This is a genomic window from Streptomyces yokosukanensis (assembly GCF_001514035.1).
GTDB classification, from domain to species: Bacteria; Actinomycetota; Actinomycetes; order Streptomycetales; family Streptomycetaceae; genus Streptomyces; species Streptomyces yokosukanensis.
This window is the reverse complement of record NZ_KQ948212.1, coordinates 407,499-429,215: the sequence shown is the minus strand read 5'-3', so window position 1 is coordinate 429,215 and position 21,717 is coordinate 407,499. Positions and strand designations below refer to the sequence as shown.

General features: G+C 70.8%; 9 protein-coding genes. 4 read left to right on the top strand and 5 right to left on the bottom strand.

The window, feature by feature from the left end:
* The first annotated feature begins 20 nt into the window (after positions 1–20).
* From AQI95_RS19570 to AQI95_RS19555, 4 genes are all read left to right on the top strand, one after another.
* Positions 21–254 carry an acyl carrier protein gene (locus AQI95_RS19570; RefSeq protein WP_244188791.1) on the top strand — a complete coding sequence of 78 codons (234 nt, stop codon included), beginning with the start codon at positions 21–23 and terminating at the stop codon, positions 252–254.
* Entirely contained in the window at positions 251–1,798 is a 1,548-nt protein-coding gene (locus AQI95_RS19565; RefSeq protein ID WP_079071339.1) for an AMP-binding protein, read from the top strand. The genes AQI95_RS19570 and AQI95_RS19565 overlap by 4 nt, the downstream gene beginning before the upstream one ends.
* Positions 1,798–3,048, top strand: a complete 1,251-nt coding sequence (locus AQI95_RS19560) for an ATP-grasp domain-containing protein (RefSeq protein ID WP_067124786.1) — start codon at positions 1,798–1,800, stop codon at positions 3,046–3,048. Before AQI95_RS19565 ends, AQI95_RS19560 begins: the two co-directional genes overlap by 1 nt.
* A gap of 243 nt (positions 3,049–3,291) precedes the next feature.
* A complete protein-coding gene (locus AQI95_RS19555) occupies positions 3,292–4,287 on the top strand; it encodes a helix-turn-helix transcriptional regulator (protein ID WP_067124783.1) in 996 nt (331 codons plus the stop codon).
* Positions 4,288–4,826: 539 nt separating this feature from the next.
* Here the strand turns inward: AQI95_RS19555 and AQI95_RS19550 are convergent.
* From AQI95_RS19550 to AQI95_RS19535, 5 genes are all read right to left on the bottom strand, one after another.
* On the bottom strand, positions 4,827–5,597 hold the full coding sequence (locus AQI95_RS19550; protein ID WP_159056543.1) for a response regulator transcription factor: 771 nt from the start codon (positions 5,595–5,597) through the stop codon (positions 4,827–4,829).
* Positions 5,598–5,952: 355 nt separating this feature from the next.
* Positions 5,953–8,034, bottom strand: coding sequence for a HelD family protein (locus AQI95_RS19545; RefSeq protein WP_425264887.1), 2,082 nt, complete (start codon positions 8,032–8,034; stop codon positions 5,953–5,955).
* Positions 8,035–8,164: 130 nt separating this feature from the next.
* Positions 8,165–9,838, bottom strand: coding sequence for an MFS transporter (locus AQI95_RS19540; protein ID WP_244188790.1), 1,674 nt, complete (start codon positions 9,836–9,838; stop codon positions 8,165–8,167).
* 220 nt (positions 9,839–10,058) lie between these two features.
* Complete coding sequence (locus AQI95_RS49830) at positions 10,059–10,181, bottom strand: hypothetical protein (RefSeq protein WP_279617010.1); 123 nt, start codon at positions 10,179–10,181, stop codon at positions 10,059–10,061.
* 34 nt (positions 10,182–10,215) lie between these two features.
* Positions 10,216–21,717, bottom strand: a complete 11,502-nt coding sequence (locus AQI95_RS19535; RefSeq protein ID WP_067124777.1) for a type I polyketide synthase — start codon at positions 21,715–21,717, stop codon at positions 10,216–10,218.

Below are 21,717 nucleotides of genomic sequence, written 5' to 3'. Positions count from 1 at the left end.
TGGAACCCACCGCACCTCGCTTGAGCCAGACCCTCGCCCTCGTCGCCGAGGTCGTGGGAGTACCGCAGGTCTCCCCGCAGGACAACTTCTTCGACCTCGGCGGCGACTCACTGACCGCCGCGTTCCTGTCCCTGCTGCTGGACGAGCGCCTCGGCGCCCCCGTCGACGTGTTCACCATCTACTCCGCCGACGACCTCGAAACCATCCACCAGGCCGTCCTCGACGCCGTCTCCCAGGCCCGGGCGGCGGCATGACGCCCTCCGCACCCGGTGCGCTCCCCGTCCTCGACGCGCTCCCCGCTCCGGACGGCGCCCGGCACTCACTCCTGGTCGAGCGAGTCCTCACCGCGGCCGCCCTCCGGCCGCTCGCCCCGGCTGTGCGCGGACCCCGTGCCGTGCTCCGGTACCGCGATCTCAGCGACCTCGTGCACGCCTGGACCGCCCGGCTGAGCGGTTCCGGCCTGCCCGCGGGCACGGTGGCGGCCCTGGAGGTCACCGACCCGACCTATCTGGCGCCCGCTCACCTGGCGGTGCGGGCCGCCGGGCTGGTCCCGATGCTGCTCGACCCCAACCTGCCCCCGGCCCGGCGGGACGCGCTGCTCGAAACGGGCCGCCCAGGTCTGGTGATCGGCGTGTCCGAGGATCTCGCCTGCGGGCCCGGCGTCGCCGACCCGCGGGTCCTGTCGCCGGACGCGGGCTACCTCGGCTTCACCTCCGGCACCCAGGGGACACCCAAGGGCATCGTGTCCAACGAGGCGGGCGTCTCGCACTTCGTCTCCTGGGAGGCAGCCGCCCTCGGCCTGCGCCCCGGGACGGCCGTAGCCCTGATCAGCCCGCCCTCCTTCGAAGTCGTGTTCCGAGAGCTGTTCCTGACGCTCACCACCGGCGCCGAGCTCGTCGTCGCGCCACCCGCGGTGCGGGCCGACCCGAACGCGGTTCTCCCCTGGCTCGCCGAGCAGGACGTCGAAGTGCTCCACGCGGTGCCGAGCCTCGCGGCGCGCTGGCTGGCCGCCGCCCCCGGCCTGCAGCTGAACCGGCTCAGGTGGACCCTGTTCGCGGGCGAGCCCCTGCACGCCGCCCAGGTCGCCGCGTGGCGCGAGTCGGCGCCGCACACCGAGGTCGTCAACCTGTACGGGCCTTCGGAGACGACCCTGGCGAAGTTCTGGTACCAGGTTCCCGCCGAACCCACCGCCGGGATCCAGCCCGTCGGACAGCCGCTTCCCGGCACACGACTGCGCCGACTGTCACCAGCCCCGAACAGCCCGCAGGAGCAGACCTCGGTCGGTGACGAGGTGTTCCGGATCGGGATCGCGACCCCGCACGGCTCGTTCGGCTACCTGGAGGGAACGGGCACACCCACCGACCACGCGTCGTTGCGCCGCCGGGCCGGCGAGACAGAGTTCGACAGCCAGGACCTGGGGCGGCTCGATCCGAACGGCAACCTCGTCGTCACCGGCCGCCGCGACTCCCGGGTCAAACGGCGCGGCGTCTTCGTCGATCTCGGTCTCATCGAAGCGCAGGCGACCTGGGAATCCTCCGTCCGCCTCGCCTGCTGCGTGCAGGCCGGACCGGAGCGGGGCGGCGCCGTCGTGCTCGTCGTGGAGAGCGCCGACCCGGGCTCGGCCGCCCGACTGACCCGAGAGCTGCGGCGCCGACTTGGTCCCGAGGCGCCGGAGGAGGTCGTGGCGGTCGCCTCCCTGCCGCTCTCGCCGAACGGCAAGATCGACCGGCGCGCGGTCGCCGACCGGATCGCCACCGGCGCCCTGTACGCGACCGGCCAGCCCCGGCAGGGGTGCTGATGGGGACGCGGACCGTCGTGATCGTCGACCCCTACTCCTCCGGGGTCATGTACGCGCCCGCGCTGCGGCGCGCGGGCTTCTCGCCGGTCGCGGTCTGCTCGGACCCGCCACCGGCCCCGCAGTTCACCGCGGCGTTCCGCCCCCAGGACTTCGACGCCCGGTTCCGGGCCGAGGAGGGGCTGGACGCCCTGCTCCGGGCGCTCGACCGGCTGGACGTGGCCGCCGTCCTGCCGGGAGCCGAGAGCGGAGTGCTGCTCGCCGACCACCTGGCCGCCCGTCTCGCACCGCACCTGGCCAACGACCCGGAACTCGCCCCCCACCGCCGTCACAAGGGCCTGATGCAGCAGGCCCTGGCCCGGCACGGACTGCCGGTGACGCCGACCCTGACGGTACGCCATCCCGACGAGGCCGCCCCGCTCCTGACCGCCCCGCCGTTCGCCGGCCAGGACCTGGTGGTGAAACCGGCGGCAGCGGTGTGCACGGACGGCGTCACCCTGGTCGAGGGCGGCCGGAACTGGCAGGCGGCCGTCACCGCGCTGCTCGGTCGGCGCAACGCGGTCGGGCTGGTCAACGAGGAGGTCGTCGTCCAACGGCGGCTCACCGGCACGGAGTACGTCGTCAACACCTTCAGCCACGACGGCCGACACACCGTCACCGACCTGTGCCGCTACCGCAAGGTCGCCAACGCCGGGCACTTCGCGGTCTACCAGGACGTGGAGTTCCTGCCCTTCGCCGGTCCCGGACACGAGGAACTGGTGGACTACGTCCGTGGGGCCCTGGACGCGCTCGGCTTCCGCTTCGGCCCCGCCCACACCGAGGTGATGCTCACCGCGGACGGCCCACGTCTGATCGAGGTCAACGCCCGTGTGGCGGGCAGCGGCATGGCCGCCGCCGCGGCCCTGGCCACCGGGGACAACGGCATCCAACGCACCGTCCGGTACCTGGGCGGCGTCCAAGGGGCCGTTCCGGACACCTTCGAGCTCGCGCGCACGGTGCGGGTGGCGATGTTCGTCGCGCCACGACCTGGAACCGTGGCCAACGCCGAGGTCCTCCACGAGATCCAGACCCTGCCCACCTGCCGGGGCCTGGAGGTCAGGGTCCGCAACGGCGACACCATCGCGGCGACTTCGGACCTGCTCTCCTCCACCGCGCTCGGCTGGGCGCTGCTGGCGGACCGCGACGCGGCAGCGGTGGAACGCGACCACCGCCTCGCACGCGCCTTCGCGGAACGGCTGCGGATCACCGCGTGATGTGCCGACCCGACGCGCGGACTTGACGCGACGTCATATCGGGCCTCCCCGGCAGGCGTCCGCGGGGCCGGTCGTCCCGGGGCGGCGCGCAGCCGCCCCGACATCGGCAGCAGTCGATCTGTTCACCCAGGAGCCGACAATCATTCAACTCGGTCACGGTTCTGCATATCCGCGACGAAGTAGGTTGTCATGGTTGCCAATTGGCGGTCGACGCCGTCCCTGCGCACCTTGTGAGAGTCCGCCATGCTGGAATCCCTGGATCTGGACCCCCTGTCGGAGCAGATCTACCTGTCCATCCTGACGCGCCCGGGCGACGGCATCGCCGCCCTCGCCCAGCATCTCGGCCGTACCGAGGCGGAGATCCGCACCGCTCTCGACCGACTCAGCGAACTCTCGCTCGTGCACCTCACCGACCGGGAGAGCACCCGCTTCCAGGCAGTCTCCCCGCAGTACGCGATGGACCTCCTGCTCGCCCGCCAGGAGGCACAGCTCGCACAGGAGCAACTGCGCGTCAAGGCCTCCCGCGCCGCCGCCGCACGCCTGTTGGCCCAGTCGTCACTGATCGGACCGACGCAGCACGATCCCAGCCACGAGCTCCTACAAGGGATCGACGCCATCCGTGCGCGGCTGGCCCGGCTCGGCGATGACGCCACCTCGGAGGTCATGACCTTCGCTCCCGGCGGTTCGCACTCCCCCGCGGATCTGGAAGCCAGCAGGACCCCGAACACCGCCCTGCTCTCCCGGGGCGTGCGGGTCCGGACCGTCTACCTGGACAGCGTCCGAAACGACCGTCCCACTCTCGACCACCTCTCCTGGCTCGCCTCCCGCGGCGCCGAAGTACGGACCAAGCCCACCCTGCCCACCCGTCTGATCATCGTCGACCGCCGACTGGCGCTGCTGCCGGTCGACCCGGCCGACGCGCGAGACGGCGCCGTACTGGTGTCGAACCAAGGCACGATCGCGGCGCTGTGCGCCCTGTTTGAGCAGATCTGGTCGGACTCCACCCCTCTCGGACAGCCGTCCGCACAGCAACCCCGAGATCTCAGCCGCCAGGAGACCGAGGTCCTGCACCTCCTCGCCACCGGACTCACCGACCAGGCCATCGCCACCCGACTCGGAGTCTCCCCCCGCACCGCAAGGCGTCTGGCCGCCGAACTCATGGAGCGCCTCGGCGCCCGCAGCCGCTTCGAAGCCGGCGTCCACGCCGTCCAGCGAGGGTGGCTTCCCACGCAGGACTGACTCGTACGAGTGCGGCAGCTGGTGTACTGCCCGCGCCCCTGTCCGAGTGGAACACGCTTCCCTGATCCCAGGGCATCTGGGAGGGCACGTCGTAGGCCACGGCGTGGAACCCGTTGTCGCCCACGGCCTTCTGTCACAGCCCCTATGAGCGGGGTCCTGGCTGTAACCGTCCGACCAGGTGGAAGACCTCCCGAGCCGCATATCTCTTGAGGCATCGGGCTATTTCGCTCCGGGTCTTGCCCTCCTTGACGCGGCGCTCCCGATGCCCACCAGGTCGAACTTCCTGCGGGGTTGAGATCAGCGGCCACGGCGTGCATCGGCCGTTCGGTCTTCGAGCGTGTCGTAGCCGCGCGAATCCGGCATTGCAAGTAGAACTCACCCCGCCATCTCCACGATTCCGCCTTGCGGTGGTGGAAACCGAGGAAGTCGAAGCCCTGCCCGCGGAGCCGGTCTGACCCTGGGGATCCCAGTCCCGGAAGTGGGGCAGGGTTCCACCTCAGCCGTGCCGACGGGCAGAACTTCGCCCATGGGTCGACACCTCACATGACGAGCAGCCCCGACTCTATGGCTCGAACAACCGCAAGAGTCCGATTCGGGCAGTTGAGCTTGGCCAAAATGATGCCGACCGTGCGTTTGACTCCATGTTCGGAGATACCCAGCGATCGAGCGACTTGCCGGTTGCTCAGGCCCTCGGCAATCAGGCGCAGTACCTGGTGTTCACGTGCCGTCAGCGCAATCATCGACGCGCGCTTCGAGGTGGTGTCGTCACCGGCTTGGTCGGGCGCCGTCACGGATCGTCGCGCCAGGGTCGCCGACACATGAAATCGTCCAGCCTTCACGTCGACGATCGCTTCGCGCAGGGTCTCGGGGCGGAGATCCGCCCAGTCCAGGAAGCCGTTTGCATGATCGACCCAGGATTGCTCGACAATGTCTGCCGAATCCACCAGGATCAGTACATGCATGTTCTGGATGCGCAGCTTTTCAGCGATCTCGCCAGGTATAGACCCCAAAGCATTGCCATCTGAAATGATCAGCTGACCGTTGCAGAACGTCGAGAGATCTTCGATATCCGTGATGGATTGCACCGTCAACTGGATGTCGAGTGAACGAAGCATTCCCTCGATACTGTATCGACGAATGTCGTCTTCGATTATCAGCGCTATCTCAGTCTGCAACAGGGATCGCCCAGCCCGCGGGAAAGCTCGCCTGCCAGATATATCGCGCGCCAAGTAATTGTAGTCTATCTGACTGCTGCAGTTTTCGTGATTTCCGCCGCTCGAAATCGGTTGCCGCGCCAGCCTGTTCTTCACGCTACCCATATCACTGATCCCCCGTTTTCTCACTTAAAAATGAGCATGGCACGGAGCGGCGGGAACTGTCCACCCCGAACCAGCCACCGCGTGGTGGGCTGTCGGTGGACGGGGAATAGGAAGAGGTGCCTGCTGACCTGCGATGGCGGGAGTTCCTATGCTTCCACCACGCTCGATCGATAAAGCATCTCTGCAGTGAAAGTTGAGCACAGGCCCACTGAAACGATTGCCGCGTTCGATGGCCCCGACCTGATCGCGTGTGCCGCCGCAGATCGAGGACGGACGAGTTCCGTCCGCTCTCGCGCACGCGAAACGGCACGAGAGCGCCCGCGGCGTCGCCGCGGGCGCCGAGTCGTCAGGCGGGCTGGACGGCGATCGTGCAGAGGCGCTTGGTGGCCCGGGTCAGGGCTACGTACAGGTCCCGCTCCCCACCGGGGCGGGCCGTGATGATTTCCTCGGGGCTCACGACGACGACCCCGTCGAATTCCAGGCCGCGCGCTTCGGACGCCGGCACGATGCGTGCGTGGTGGGCGATGCCCTGGGCCGCCAGCTCGCTCACCCTGGTGTCCGCGCAGATCACTCCCAGAAGCTCGCCCGGGTGCACGGTGCTCTGGGCGCGGAGTTCCTGAACGACGGCGGTGGCCAACCCGTCCGGAGGTGTGGTCGTGGTGCGAGGGCTCTCACCGCTTCGCAGTGACCGCGTGGGCTTCTGGTCCGGAGCGATCCGCGTGAGCAGGTCCCGGACGCTCTCCAGAATCTCCTGCGTCGTCCGGTAGCTGACGGTCAGGTCGTGCAGTTTGAACCGCGGTCCGACGTGCGGGCTCAGTGCTTCCTTCCAGTCGCGTGCCGTCGCGACCGGGCCCGCCTGGGCGAAGTCACCCACCAGCGTCATCGACCTTGACGGGCACCGGCGGACGATCATCCGCCACTGCATGGCGGTCAGTTCCTGCGCCTCGTCGACGACGACGTGCCCGTACGTCCGCTCGGGGGGGCCGTCGACCAGGCTCGCCGCCTCGTCCAGCAACGGCACATCGGCATCGGTCCACGGGTCGTCCGCACCGCGCAGCAGAAGCGACCGCTCCTGCGCGGTCAGGCGGGGCAGGCGCTCGGCGAGAGCGTCGGCGTTCGTCAGGAGCGCCTTCACGAGGTCACCGGGTACCAGCCGCGGCCACAACACCTCGACCGCTCGGTCGACTCCGGCGTCGTCGAGGAGATCGGCTCGGATGGCGTCCACGTCCAGCTCGTGGACCGGACCTGGGTCGGGTGCACCTTCGACACGTCGCTGGGCGGCTCCCGTGAACCGGTCCAGGTTGATGCCCGTCATCATTTCGGCATCGGCGTCGATCTGTTCCAGGAGGTCGCCCATGTCCCGTTGCATCGCGTCGGTGACGGCGTCGACCAAGAGCTCTTTGAACACCTGGCGCGCGGGGTTGTGCCCCTGTACGGCTGCCACGGCGGCGTCGCGTGCCGCGGCGACTTCCCGGCCGGGGAGGTGAACCAGTTCCTGTCCGACCCGCACGGCGAAGTCACCGGCGGGAGCTTGGTGGACGCGCATCAGGCCGGCCAGGGCGTCGGCGAGGTCGGAACTGCCCTTGAGGCGCGCCGTGTCGAACGAGCCCACCGCGTCCGGGGACACTCCGGCCAGTTCCCGGCAGGTCGCCAGAACGACGTCGTTCTCTCCGAGCGAGGGAAGGACCTGGGAGATGTAGTCGATGAACCGGGCGTTCGGGCCCACGACCAGGACACCCTCGTCCGCGGCGCGCGGGAACGCGTACAGGACGTAGGCCGCCCGGTGCAGCGCGACCACCGTCTTGCCGGTGCCTGGCCCGCCCTGCACGACGGTCACCCCGCGGTGGGCGGAGCGGACGATCTCGTCCTGCTCGGCCTGCAGCGTCGCGACGGCCGCGTGCATCCTGCCCGTACGCCGTGCCGACAGAGCCTCGGTCAACGGGCCGTCCCCCACGACGTCCTCGTCGGTCGGGGCGGTCCCGTCCAGCAGTTCGTCGCTCACCGAGACGACCGTGCGCTCCTCGACGCGCAGGTGCCGGCGCCGCCGCAGGTCCATCGGGTGGACCGGTGTCGCCTCGTAGAAGGGCCGCGCCGCGTTCGCGCGCCAGTCCACGAGGAGAGGCAGGTCATCCTCCTCCGTCTGCAGTCCGATCCGCCCGATGCGCAGGGCCGTGCCATCCGTCCAGTCGATGCGCCCGAAGACCAGGCCCTTCTCGGCGCCCTCCAGCCGGCCGATCTCCTTGGACAGGCGCTCGGCGGCGATTTCCCTCTCGTATGCCTCACCGGCGCTTTCCGCCGGGGCCTTCAGCACACTCGCGCGCTGTACTCGCGCCTCGGAAATCCGCTCGGTGACCAGCTCGTACAAGGAGGACACATAATCCTGCTCCGATTCGACCGCGCGCACAGCGGGATCATTGATTTTCGACAACAGGGGTCTCCTTCGATTTGAGCCAGAACATGAGTCAAAGCCCCCTAGAAGATGGGCCTTGACTCACTTGGTGAAGTTTTCCGCTGCTGAGCCCGCAGTTGGAGGCCGGCGATGTTTTGCAGACAGCCCGTCACGCGGTGGATCGAGGCTCGGCGCTGCGGGCCTCTTCGCGGTACGGCTGCGGTGCCGGGGTCTTCTTCTTTCCGGCAGCAGGCAGGGTGACCAGCAGCACGGCCGTTCCGAGGAGTGCGATGGCCGCGATCCAGCCCGCGCCGACGTGCATGGCATGGATGAACGCGTTGTCGGCAGCCCGGGCAAGAGAGGGCTGGTGGATGGTGGCGGCGACGTGACGGGCCTGTTCGGCGGAGACTTGCGCCTGCTCCCGCACCGGACCGGATGCACCCGTCAGCGAAGGTTCGATCGCACGTCGGTACACGATCGACATGATCGTGCCGCCCACCGCGATTCCGATCACGCTTCCGGTCTGTCGCACGGTGTTGGTGACGGCCGATCCCGCACCAGCCTGTTCCAGCGGCAGGTCACTGATCAATGCGGCCGTAACGGGGCCGATCACCATGCCGACCGAGAGGCCCTGCAGCAACAGCAGGATCTCGATCCAGACGAGTGGGGTCTGGAGCCCGAGGAACGCGTACCCACCCATGGTCAGCGCACCCACGGTGAGCGCCGGCACGGCGACAAGGCGCAGCGGCAGACGGCGCACCAGACGCGAGGCAAGGGGCGCCCCCGCGAGCGCGCCGAGTGCGGTCGGGATGTTGGCCAAACCCGCCTTCATCGGCGGAAATCCGAGCGCGCCCTGCAGGTAGAACGCGTTATAGAAGGTGATGGCGGCTACACCGAAGAGCAGCAATCCGAGCGCCACGTTGCCGCCACCGAATGCGCGTTGCGCGAACAGTCGCGGATCGAAGCTGGGCGCCTTGAGACGCAGTTCGACGAGTACGAAAACGGCCAGCAGAACCAGACCGAATACGATCGGCGCCCAAACGTCGGTACGACTCCACTCCGTCACCTGCCCGGCCCGGATCAGCCCGTAGGCCAACGCCACGAGCCCACCGATCGACAGCAGCATTCCAGCGGGGTCCAGTGGCCGCGGAGTGGGGCTGCGGAAATTCGGAACCAGCACCGCGAGCCCGATAAATGCCAATGCCGCGATCGGAACATTGATCAGGAAGACCGAGCCCCACCAGAAATGATCGAGCAGGGTTCCCGCCAGCACCGGGCCGGCAGCCATTCCGACACCGGCCGACGTCGAGAAGATGCCGATCGCGGCAGCCCGCGCGGGGCCGGTGAAGGTCCACATGAGGATGGCCATCATGGCCGGCGTGATCAGCCCGCTGCCCACCCCCATCGCAGCTCGAGCCGCAATCAGCTGGGAAGCACCACTTGCGTACGCCGCCCAGAGCGAGGACGCGGCGAAGATCACCAACCCGCTGGAGAACACAGTCCGGTGGCCGAACCGATCGCCCAGCGCTCCTGCGGTGAACATCAACGTGGCGAAGGCCAGGGTGTACGCACCGGTCGCCCATTGCAGCTGACCCGGATCGGCTCCCAGTCCACGGACCGGGTCCGCAAGGGTCTCCAGCGCGGTACTCAGGACAGTGTTTTCTATCCAAATCAGCACTGAACACAACATGAGAATGGAAAGGATCAACTGCTGCCTGGACTTTGGCAACGCGGGAGGCGCGATCATGAACACCTTCGGATATCGATCGACGGAAACCTGGCCGACTGGAATATAAGCAAACTCCACAACGCTGTCAAGCTTGGATTTTCTCGCCAAACCCATTGCGGACGAACGAACTATATGCCTCTGCCAGATTTGCGGACAGAGCAGATTTGTGCCTCTGGCGGATCTGCGAGCATTCTCATGGAAAACTCGACCGATTCTCCAGGAAGGCTCTAGTTCGGGCGTGGCCGGCAGCATGATCGGCGTCAGCGTCCCGCTGGGGAGTCGTGACCACAGGGGTGGGGAATTGACTGACGCCGATAATGCAGCTCGCGGAGAATTACTTGACCGCCGACACGTGGTCGTGCCTCAAGCGGCGGCGGACCGCGTGAACGTCGTCGAATGCTCGGCGCAGGCGCCCGAGCGCGCCGCGCGGGCGGCCGGGCTCGTCCAGGGCTGTCATGTGTCCTCGTTCCTCGGATCTGAAGGTTCGGACATCAGTGGTCGCTGAGCGAATCGAGCCAGCGCCGCAGGTGCGCGGCGGTCTCCGCCACCTGTTCCTCGATGATCGAGAAGTGATCTGCCTCGATGTACTCGGCCGGTCCACGGTGCTGCCAGTCGGGGACGGGGTCGACCTCCCCGAAGCTGCTCAGCGTCACGGTGGCCCGCAGGTTCAGCGTCGGCGCGGCGATCGGCTCGGCCTCGCGCTCGGGGTATATCCGCACGTAGCCGCCCATGGAGACCAGGCCGTGGTCGTCGACGGGGGTCAGTGCGTTGTCCCGGGACAGGATCTGTCCCAGCGCGTCGGTGAGCACGAGGCGGTTGAGTTCGTGGTCTTGCGGGGAGTAGGTGTCGATCATCGCGACGCCCGCGAGTTCAGCGCCGTCATCCTCGAGCCGCCGGGCGACCGCATGGGCGATCGCGCCACCGGCCGAATAGCCGATGAGCGCCACCGGGCCTCGCTCGAGTTCCGATGCGACGGCCGCGGCGAGGCTCTCGATCGCCGCCGCCCAGGTCGCCGGCAGGTCGTCGCTCGCGCGCATGCCGGGCAGCCGCAACGCACTGACCCGCCGCTCGCCGCCCAGTTCGCGAGCCAGGCGGGCGAACTGGTGGGGGCCCGATCCCGCCAGGAACGAGGGGATGCAGACCAGTGCCGGTGCCGCGGCGCCGCGCGCCAGGAGCTGCGCAGCCGTGCGCTCCGCGCCGGCCTCGTCGGCGGAGTACGTGGTCATCAGAGCCGAGCTCGCCGTCAGCAGGGGCATCGCCCCTGCCAGCTCACCGCGGCGATGCGCCCCCGACACGAGGTCGGTGATCGTGCCGCGCACACCGGCCGGTGCCTGCTCGACCACGCCGGTGTCGGATTCCTCGATCCGCGCTCGCACCAGTTTCGCCACGTCGGCGGCGGTCGGGTGGTCGAAGATCAGCGTCGGTGACCACGTCAGCGCGGTCAGCTGTGCGAGCCGGTTCCGGAACTCGACGGCGCCGAGGGAGTCGAAACCGAGCTCGGTGAACGGCGCGTGCGGGTCGATCGCGTCGCCGGAGACGTGGCCGAGGACCGCCGAGGCGACGTTGCGCACCTCGCGCAGGATCACACCGTCGCGGTCGGCGTCGGGCAGCGCGGCCAGCTGTTGCGCCAGGCCGACACCGGTACTCGCGGCGGCCTGGGGAACCCGGATCATGCCGCGCAGTACGGCGGGCAGTGTGCCGCCGCGCGCCAGGTCGGTGAGCGCCGCCATGTCCAGCAGTGCCGTCGTCGGTGTCGCCCGATCGGTCGCGAGTGCGTTGTCGAACAGCGCCATCCCGGACTCCGGGTCGATCGGGACCAGGCCCAGCCTGGACCGGATCTGGCGGGCGTACTGCTCGGCGCCGTCGCCGCTGAGCACCCCTGCCATGCCGACGGTCCACAGTCCCCAGGCCAGTGAGTGCGCGGGCAGGCCCGCGCTGCGCCGCGCGCGTGCCAGCGCGTCCAACGCGCTGTTCGCGGCGGCGTAGTTGCCCTGTCCTTGTCCGCCGAGCAACGGCGCCGCGGACGAGAACAGTACGAACGCCGACAGATCCAGGTCGCGGGTCAGCTCGTGCAGGTGCAGTGCCGCATCGACCTTCGGCGCCAGCACCCGTGTCGTCTGCGCGGTGGTGAGGGTGTCGATCGTGCCGTCGTCCAGAACGCCCGCCGCATGGATGACGGCGGTCAGCGGGGCGTCGGCGTCGATGCCGGCCAGCAGGGCGTGGACCGCGCTGCGTTCGGTGACGTCGCACGCCACGACCTGGACGTGGGCGCCGAGGTCGGTCAGCTCGGCGACCAGTTCGGCGGCGCCGTCCACGGCGGCACCGCGCCGCGATGCCAGCAGCAGCCGTCGTGCGCCGTGCGCTGCGACCAGGTGCCGGGCGACGATCGCGCCGATGCCGCCGGTGCCGCCGGTGATGAGCACCGTGCCCTGGTCGAACGACAGGGGCACGCCCTGTTCGGTGGCGGGCAGCGGCTGCAGTCGCGGTGCCAGGAGCCGGCCCCCGCGAACGGCCATGTGCGGTTCGTCCTGGGCCACGGCATCGGCGAGCGACTTGATCGGCAGGGCGTCGCTGTCGTGGTCGATGAGCAGGAACCGGCCAGGGTGCTCGGACTGTGCGCTGCGCACCAGGCCCGCCACGGCGGCTCCGACCAGATCGGGTTCCTCGCCGGGCAGTCCGGCGGCCCTGCGCGTCACGATCGCGAGCCGGCCGGGGTGTTCGGCGCCCATCCAGCCCTGCAGCAGTGCGAGGGTCGTCAGCACGCCGGCGTGTACGTCCGCCGCGCCGGCACCGGTTCCGCGGGGCGCCGACCACACCACCGTGTCGGGAGCATCCCGCAGCACAGCGAGTTCCGCGAGATCGGCACAGGAGGCCGGGGGCTCGGGGGCCTCGACGGTCGCCGGGTCCCCCAGCACGACGATGCGCCCGGCGTCCGACTTGGAGGCGGTGGGTACGGCGACCCACTCGAGGTCGAACAACGGTGCCGCGCCGCGCAGCTGGGCCAGCGCCCGCTGCTCGAGCGGGCGGGCCCGCACCGAATCCACGCTCAGCACGAGGGCACCGGTCTCGTCGACCGCTTCCACGCTCAAGGTGTCCGGTGCGGTGCGGGCGATGCGGACGCGCAAGGCACCCACGCCGGACTGTGCCAGCTGGACACCGTCGAAGGCGAAGGGCAGTGGCACCCGGCCGTCGGGCCCGCCCTCGGCGCGAGGGTCGACAGCCGCGTGGAACACCGCGTCCAGCAGTGCCGGATGTATTCCGAAGGCGGTGGCGCGCGCTGCGGTGTCGGTGTCGAGCGCCAGGTCGGCGAAGACTTCCTCCCCACGCGACCACGCGGCGCGAACACCCTGGAACACCGGGCCGTACCCGAAGCCGAGGTCGCCGAGTGCGCGGTACACCTGCTGCCCGTCGACCGGATCGCCCGCGACCGGAGGCCACGCCTGGGACCAATCCGGCGCCGCGGTCGGCGCGGCGGGCGTGAGCAGGCCACGGGCATGCAGCACCCAGGCGTCGGCGGCGCGGGCGTGGACGGCCACGGTCCGGTGCCCATCGGCATCGGGTTCACCCACAGCGAGCTGAATGTCCGCGGCACCGTCGGGGGTGAGAATCAGCGGCGCCGCGAGCACCAGTTCCGCCAGGCGCGGCACGCCGAGCCGGGCACCAGCGGCCAGAGCCAGTTCCACGAATCCGGTACCTGGCATCAAGACCGCGCCGAAGACGGCGTGGTCGGCGAGCCATGGGTGCGTGCGCAGCGAGAGCCTGCCGGTGAACAGCCACTCGTCCTTGCCGGCGAGCTGCACCTGGGCGTGCAGAAGCGGATGCTCGGCGGAGTCGGCACCGGCGAGCGGCGCAGCGGCCTCCGCGGGCAGCAGCCAGAATCGTTCGTGCTGGAAGGGATAGGTGGGCAGCGTGATCCGTGCCTGCGGTCGAGCTCCGAAGTAGGCCGCCCACTGCACCGGCCTGCCCGCACAGTGCGCGGTTGCCAGCGCGGCGACCAGTTGCTCGGGTTCGGCGACCGTGCGACGGGATCCCGCGACCACCGATGCGCGCGCCGCGGGGTCTGTCGGCAGAGCGGCGCGGGTCATGGTCGTCAGCACCGCGTCCGGGCCCAGCTCGACGAACAGGCGCACACCCGAATCGAGCAGTGACTGCACCGCCGGGGCGAAGCGCACCGCCTCGCGCACCTGCCGCACCCAGTACTCGGGCGTGCCGAGCGAATCGCCGGCGAACGCGCCGGAGACCGTGGAGCACAGAGGTATGCGGGGCTCGTGGTACGTCAGGCCCGCGGCGACCTCCGCGAACTCGGTCAGCATCGGATCCATCAAGGCGGAGTGGAACGCGTGGCTCACCCGCAGCCTGCTGGTCTTGACGCCCTCGGCCACCAGCCTCGACTCGAGCGCCGATATCGCCTCGGTGTTTCCGGAGAAGACCACCGCGTCGGGGGCGTTCACCGCGGCCAGCGAGACCGCGGCGGCCGCCGGATCGGCATGACCCGCCGCCAGCAGCTCCACGGCCCGCCGCTCCGGCACCGCGGCGGCCAGCATGCTCCCACCCGTCGGCAGCGCCCCCATCAGGCGTCCCCGGGCCGCAACGAGCCTGCACGCGTCCGGCAACGACCACACACCGGCCACGTACGCCGCGGCCAGCTCGCCGATCGAATGCCCGGCCACCACGTCCGGCGTCACGCCGAACGACTCGACGAGGCGGTACATCGCCACCTCGAACGCGAACAACGCGGGCTGGGCGTACTCGGTGCGGTCCAGCAGGGTCTCGGCGGTCGCGCCGCTCGCGGCGGCCGGCGCGTCGAGCTCACTCGCCTCCTGTCCGGTGCCGGTGCGCTGCGCGCCGAACATCACGTCCCGCAGCGAATGCCCCAGGTGTGCGTCGAATTCCGCGCACACCTCGTCGAGCGCGGCGGCGAAGGCCGGGAACGCCCGGTACAGTCCAGCGCCCATCCCGATGCGCTGCGCGCCCTGACCGGTGAACAGGAACGCTGTCGTGCCTGTCTGACCGGCGCCGTTGGCGATGCCCGTCCCTGTCTCGTCGGCTGCCAGGCGAGCCAAGGCCGCCAGCAGCGTCTCCCGGTCCGGGCCCACGACGGCGGCGCGCTGCTCCAGCTGCGCGCGGTGCAGCGCCAGCGTCGCCGCGACGTCGGTCAGGTCGAGCTCCGGACGTTCGCTCAGCGCGTCGTGCAGACGGCGCGCCTGGGTCCGCAGCGCGTCGGTCGTCCGCGCGGACAGCAGCAACGGCAAGGCCTCCGGACGCGGTGGGTCGACCGGCCGCGGCGCGACCGCGGGCGCCTCTTCGAGGATCACGTGCGCGTTGGTGCCGCTGATCCCGAACGACGACACTCCTGCCCGGCGCGGACGCTCCCCGGCCGGCCACGGCTCGGCCTCGGTCAGGATCTCTACCGCGCCCGCCGACCACTCCACGTGCGGCGACGGCGCGTCGACGTGCAAGGTGGGCGGCAGCACCTCGTGCCGCAGCGCCTGCACCATCTTGATCACACCGCCGACGCCGGCAGCCGCCTGCGTGTGCCCGATGTTCGACTTCAACGACCCGATCCGCAGCGGCTCGGCGCGCTCCTGACCGTAGGCGTTGATCAGCGCCTGCGCCTCGATCGGGTCACCCAGCGTGGTGCCGGTGCCGTGCGCCTCCACCGCGTCCACCTCGGCCGCGGTCACCCCCGCGTTGACCAGTGCCTGGGCGATCACCCGCTCCTGGGACGGGCCGTTCGGTGCGGTCAGGCCGTTGCTCGCACCGTCCTGGTTGATCGCGCTGCCGCGGATCACGGCCAGCACCGGGCGCCCGTTGCGCTGCGCGTCGGACAACCGCTCCAGGGCGAGCATGCCGACTCCCTCGGCCCACGAGACACCGTCCGCAGCGTTCGAGAACGCCTTGCAGCGCCCGTCCGGCGACAGCGCCCGCTGCCGGGAGAACTCCACGAACAGCAACGGGGTCGACATGACCGTCACCCCGCCGACCAGGGCCAGCGACGTCTCCCCGGCGCGCAGTGCCTGCGCCGCCACGTGCAGGGCCACCAGCGACGACGAGCACGCCGTGTCCACCGTCACCGCGGGTCCTTCCAGACCGAGGGCGTAGGACACCCGGCCGGAGACGACACTGCCGGCCGCTCCGGTCGCCAGATAGCCTTCCGCGGCACCGTCGGCGGCATCGCGCGCCGAGTAGCCGTAGTCCTGGTACATGACGCCCGCGTACATCCCGGTATCGCTGCCCCGCAGTGAGGTCGGATCGATACCGGCGTCTTCGAGCGCTTCCCAGGCCGCCTCGAGCATCAGTCGCTGCTGCGGGTCCATCGCCGCTGCCTCGCGGGGCCCGATTCCGAAGAAGGCGGCATCGAAATCACCTGCGGCATGCAGGAATCCGCCTTCCCGGGTGTAGATCTTGCCGGGTTTGCCGGGGTCGGTGTCGTACAGGTGGTCGAGGTCCCAGCCGCGGTCGCCCGGGATCGGGGTGATCGCGTCGACGCGCCCCGCGATCAGTTCCCAGAGCTGGTCGGGATTCTCGACGCCGCCGGGGTACCGGCAGCTCATGCCGACGATCGCGATCGGCTCGTCGGCCCCGGCCCCGGCCCTGCCCCTGGCACTGGTCGGGGCGGGGCGCGGTCGCGCCGGCTCCGAACCGTCGACCCTGGTCCGCAGGAAGCCCGCGACAGCGGCGGCGGTCGGATAGTCGAACACCAGCGTGGACGGAAGCTGAACACCGGTGGCGGCGGTCACCCGGTTGCGGAACTCGACTCCGCCGAGGGAGTCGAGGCCCAGGGCCGTGAACGGTGTCTCGGGGTCGACGGCGTCGGCCGACTCGTGGCCGAGGACCGCGGCGGCGATCGCGCGGACCTCGTTGCGGATCAGCGCCTCCCACTGCTCGGCGGGGGCGTCGAGCAACCGCTGGCGCAGCGGGCTGTCGGCGACCTGGCCGCGCGGCGGTACGTGAATCAGGCCGCGCAGCAGCGCGGGCAGCGTGCCGAGCCGGCCCAGCGCGGTGAGGGCGGGGGTGTCGAGCAGCGCGGTCATCAGCATCGGATCGCCGGTGGTCAACGCGTTGTCGAACATCTGCATGCCGGTGTCCGGCTCGATCGGGGATAGACCGAGACGCGTGCGGATCTGACGCACCAGGTGTTCGGCACCCGCGTCGTTCAACGACTCGGCCATGCCGCGCTTCCACAGCCCCCAGGCCAGCGAATGCGCGGGCAGACCGGCGCTGCGGCGCGCCTGGGCGAGCGCGTCCAGCGCCGCGTTCGCGGCCGCGTAGTTGCCCTGGCCCTGCCCACCGAGCAGCGGCCCGGCGGAGGAGAACAGCACGAACGCCGACAGGTCCATGTCGCGGGTGAGCTCGTGCAGGTGCCAGGCGGCATCGGCCTTCGGGGCGAGCACCCGGTCCACCTGCTCGGCGGTCAGGGTTTCGATGGTGCCGTCGTCGGCCACGCCCGCGGTGTGCACGACAGCGGTCACCGGGTCGTGCGCCGGTACGGATTCCAGCAGCGCCGCGACCGCGGCGCGATCGCTGACGTCGCACGCGGCGACGCGTACGTCGGCGCCCAGCGCGGTCAGCTCGGTGACCAGCTCCTCGACACCCGGCGCGGCGAGGCCGCGGCGCGAGGCGAGCAACAGGCTGCGCACCCCGTGCCGGGTGACCAGGTGGCGTGCGGTGACGGCGCCCAGTCCGCCTGCGCCGCCGGTGATCAGGACCGTGCCGTCACCGAAGTGCCCGCCGGCCGGTTCGAGGGTGGTCGCACGAATCAGCCGCGGTGCCAGCGTGGCGCCGCCGCGGACCGCGAGCTGTGGTTCGTCCGCGGCGACCGCGGCGGCGATCCACCGGTGCAGGTCCGCGAGGTCGTTGTCGTCGAGGTCGAGGTCGACCTGCACTATGCGCCCCGGATGTTCCGATTGCGCACTGCGTACCAGACCGCGGACGGCCGCTGCCGCGGGGTCCGGCGTCTCACCGGGCAGACCTGCTCCGTTGCGGGTCAGCACGGTCAGCGTCGAGTCGGCGCAACCCGGTTCGGCGAACCAGTCGCGCAGCACCGCGAGGGCGTTGTGCACGGCGGCGCGGATCGTCGCGGGGACGTCGTCGCCGTCCGCCGTCGCCGTCTCGGGCGACCAGACGACAGCTGCGCCGGTGCGGCCCCCGCCCGTCGCGAACGCCGCGACGTCCTCGAACGCCTCGGCGCAGCCCGCGACGGGTCGACCCAGTGCGACCAGCTGCTGGTCCGGCACCGCAGGCGCCGTCACCGGCGTCCAGTCGACGGCGTAGAGCGGGCTGCGGGCACCGGCGAGAGCGGTCGCGTCCGCGGGGCGGGCGAGCACGGCGTCGATCGACAGCACCGCGGCGCCGGTGGCGTCGCAGGCGTCGATGCGCACCTTCTCGGAACCCGATCGGATGATGCGGGCGCGGACCGCGGTGGCGCCGTGCCGGAACACGCGGACGCCGTTGAAGGAGAACGGAAGCGGCAGCCTGCCGTCGGGGAGGTCGTCGGCGAGCGCGTCGATGGCAGCGTGGAAGGTCGCGTCCAGGAGCGCCGGATGCACCCCGAAGCCCGCCGCCCGGCCCGCTGTCGCCTCGTCCAGGGCCACCTCCGCGAACACGTCGTCACCACCGGTCCAGGCGGCGCGCACGTCCTGGAAGCTCGGGCCGTAGCCGAATCCCAGGTCGGCGAGCCGGTCGTACAGACGCGTTCCGTCGATCGGCGTGCCGTCGGCCGGCGGCCACTCGGGGCCGGTCCAGGCCGGCGTCGCGCCGTCGGCGGGGGCGAGGGTGCCGGTGGCGTGCAGCGTCCAGTCCGGCTCGCCCGGGTGGGACCGCTCGGTGCCGGTGGCGGCACGCGAGTGGACCGACAGGCGTCGACGGCCGGTGTGGTCGGGCTCGGTCACCGAGACCTGCACGTCCACGGCGGCGTCGCCGTCGAACAGCAGCGGTGTCGCCAGGACGAGCTCGTCCACGACGGGAAGTTCCAGGCGGCGGCCCGCGGCCAGCGCGAGGTCCACGAAACCGGTGCCGGGCAGGAGCACCGTTCCGAAGGCCGTGTGGTCGGCGATCCACGGCTGGTCGGTGGTGGAGAGCCTGCCGCTGAAGAGCCATTCGTCGCGACCGGCGAGCGGCGCGGCGACGCGCAGCATCGGGTGCTCGAGCGCGGACAGACCGGCGCGGCCCATGTCGCCGAGCGCGTCGTCGTCGGGCTGCACCCAGTAACGGCGGTGCTGGAAAGCGTAGACAGGCAGGTCGAGGTGGGTGCCCGGCCTTCCTGGTGACAGCGGCGCCCAGTCGACGGTGACGCCCGAGCAATGGGCGGCGGCGAGCAACCGCAGGAACTGGTCGACCTCATCGACGCCGCGCCGTGACGCCGCCGCGACCAGCGAGCGGGACGCCACCTCGTCGACCAGTGTGTGGCGGGTCAGCGCCGCCAGCACCGCGTCCGGCCCCACCTCGACGAACCGGCGCACGCCGGCGTCGGCGAGTGACCGCACCGCCGGGGCGAACCGCACGGCCTCGCGCACCTGTCGCACCCAGTACTGCGGCGTCAGCAGTTCGGGACCGGCCGGCGCACCGGACACCGTGGAGCACACGCCGATTCGCGGCTCCCGGTACGTCACCGCTGCGGCGACCTGCTCGTACTCGGCGAGCATCGGCTCCATCAGCGCCGAGTGGAAGGCGTGGCTGACCTTCAGCCGCGTCGTCTTCACACCCTCGTGGGCCAGCTGGTCCTCCAGTGCGACGATCGCCGCCGTCTCGCCCGAGAACACCATCGCCGCAGGCGCGTTCACGGCCGCCAACGAGACCGTCCCGGCCGCGAGCAGTTCCTGCGCCCGCTCCTCCGACACCGCGGCGGCGAGCATCGCTCCGTCGGTCGGCAGCGCACCCATCAGCCGGCCACGGGCGGCAACGAGCCGGCACGCGTCGGCCAGCGACCACACCTCGGCCACGTAGGCGGCGGCCAGCTCACCGATCGAATGCCCGACCACCACGTCCGGGGTCACGCCGAACGACTCGACGAGGCGGTACATCGCCACCTCGAACGCGAACAGCGCCGGCTGCGTGAATTCCGTCCGGTCGAGCAGGGCCTTGCGCTCGGTGTCGGTGGCGCTGTCCCCGGCAGCACCGGTCCCGCCGAACATGACCTCGCGCAGCGACACCCCCAGCAGGGCGTCGAACTCCGCGCACACCTCGTCGAGGGCAGCGGCGAACACGGGGAACGCGGCGGCCAACCCTGCGCCCATGCCGACGCGTTGCGCGCCCTGGCCGGTGAACAGGAAGGCCGTCTCGCCGTTGGTGGCGACACCTGACTCGATGTGCGGGGACGCCGAACCCGCGGCCAGGGCCGTGAGGCCGGCGAGCAGAGCGGCCCGGTCGGCGCCGAGCACCGCGCCGCGCCGGCCCAGCTGAGCGCGCGAAGCGGTCAGGACGGCGGCGACATCGGCGTCGTCCGCCTCGGGGTGCTCGGCGAGCCAGGCCAGCAGCCGGCTCGCCTGCGCCCGCAGCGCGGTCTCCGACTTGGCCGAGAGCAACCAGGGTGCCGGCAGCGCCGGTCGGCCCGACTCGGACTGTCGTACGACGGCATCCGGCCCTGTCACCGGATCGGCAGCAGGCTCGCGCGGTGCCTCTTCGAGGATCACGTGAGCGTTGGTCCCGCTGATCCCGAAGGACGACACGCCCGTACGGCGCGGACGATCGAGCTCCGGCCACTGCTGAGCCTGCGTCAGCAGTTTCACCGTGCCCGCCGACCAGTCGACCTCGGGGGTCGGCTCTTCCACGTGCAAGGTCGAGGGCATGACCCCGTTGCGCATCGCCATGACCATCTTGATCACGCCCGCGACGCCCGCCGCGGCCTGCGTGTGACCGATGTTCGACTTGAGAGAACCCAGCCACAACGGGTTGTCGTCCCCACGGGCCTGGCCGTAGGCGGACAGCAGCGCCTGCGCCTCGATCGGGTCACCCAGCCGCGTACCCGTACCGTGCGCCTCGACGGCATCCACCTCGGACGCCGACAGCCGCGCGTTGGCCAGCGCGGCCCGGATGACCCGTTCCTGCGAAGGCCCGTTCGGCGCGGTCAGCTGGCTGCTCGCACCGTCCTGGTTCACCGCGGAACCACGGATCACCGCGAGCACCCGGTGCCCGTTGCGCTCCGCGTCCGACAGCCGCTCCAGCACCAGCACGCCCACGCCCTCGGCCCAGCCCGTACCGTCCGCCGACGACGAGAACGCCTTGCACCGCCCGTCCGGCGACAACCCGCGCTGCCGGGAGAACTCCACGTACGTGCCCGGTGTCGCCATCACCGTCACACCACCGGCAAGCGCCATCGAGCACTCGCCCTGACGCAGCGACTGCGCGGCGAGGTGGAGGGCGACCAGCGAGGACGAACACGCGGTGTCGACCGTCACCGCGGGCCCCTCCAGGCCGAAGGTGTAGGACAGACGCCCCGACGCGACGCTGCCCGCGCTTCCGGTCAGCAGGTAGCCCTCGAAGTCCTCGGGCGCCTGGGGGGTCCGGGAGCCGTAGTCGTCGTACATGACGCCCATGTACACCCCGGTACGGGTGCCCCTCAGCGCGGTCGGGGCGATGCCCGCGTGCTCGAAGGCCTCCCAGCCCGTCTCCAGCAGCAACCGCTGCTGGGGATCCATGGCCGCCGCCTCGCGCGGACTGATGCCGAAGAACTCGGCGTCGAACCGGTCCGCCTCGTACAGGAAGCCGCCTTCGCGGGCGTACGAGGTCCCGAGGTGGTCGGGGTCCGGGTGGTACAGGTTCTCCAGGTCCCAGCCGCGGCCGTCCGGGAAGGGACCGACCGCGTCGCGTTCGGCGCTCAGCAGCTCCCACAGGTCGTCCGGGGAGGCGACACCGCCCGGGAGCCGGCACGCCATGCCCACGATCGCGATCGGCTCGTGTGCGCGCTCCTCCAGGTCCTGCACACGCTGACGGCTCTCCCGCAGGTCGACCGTTGCCCGCTTGAGGTAGTCGCGAAGTTTCTGCTCGTTGTTCAT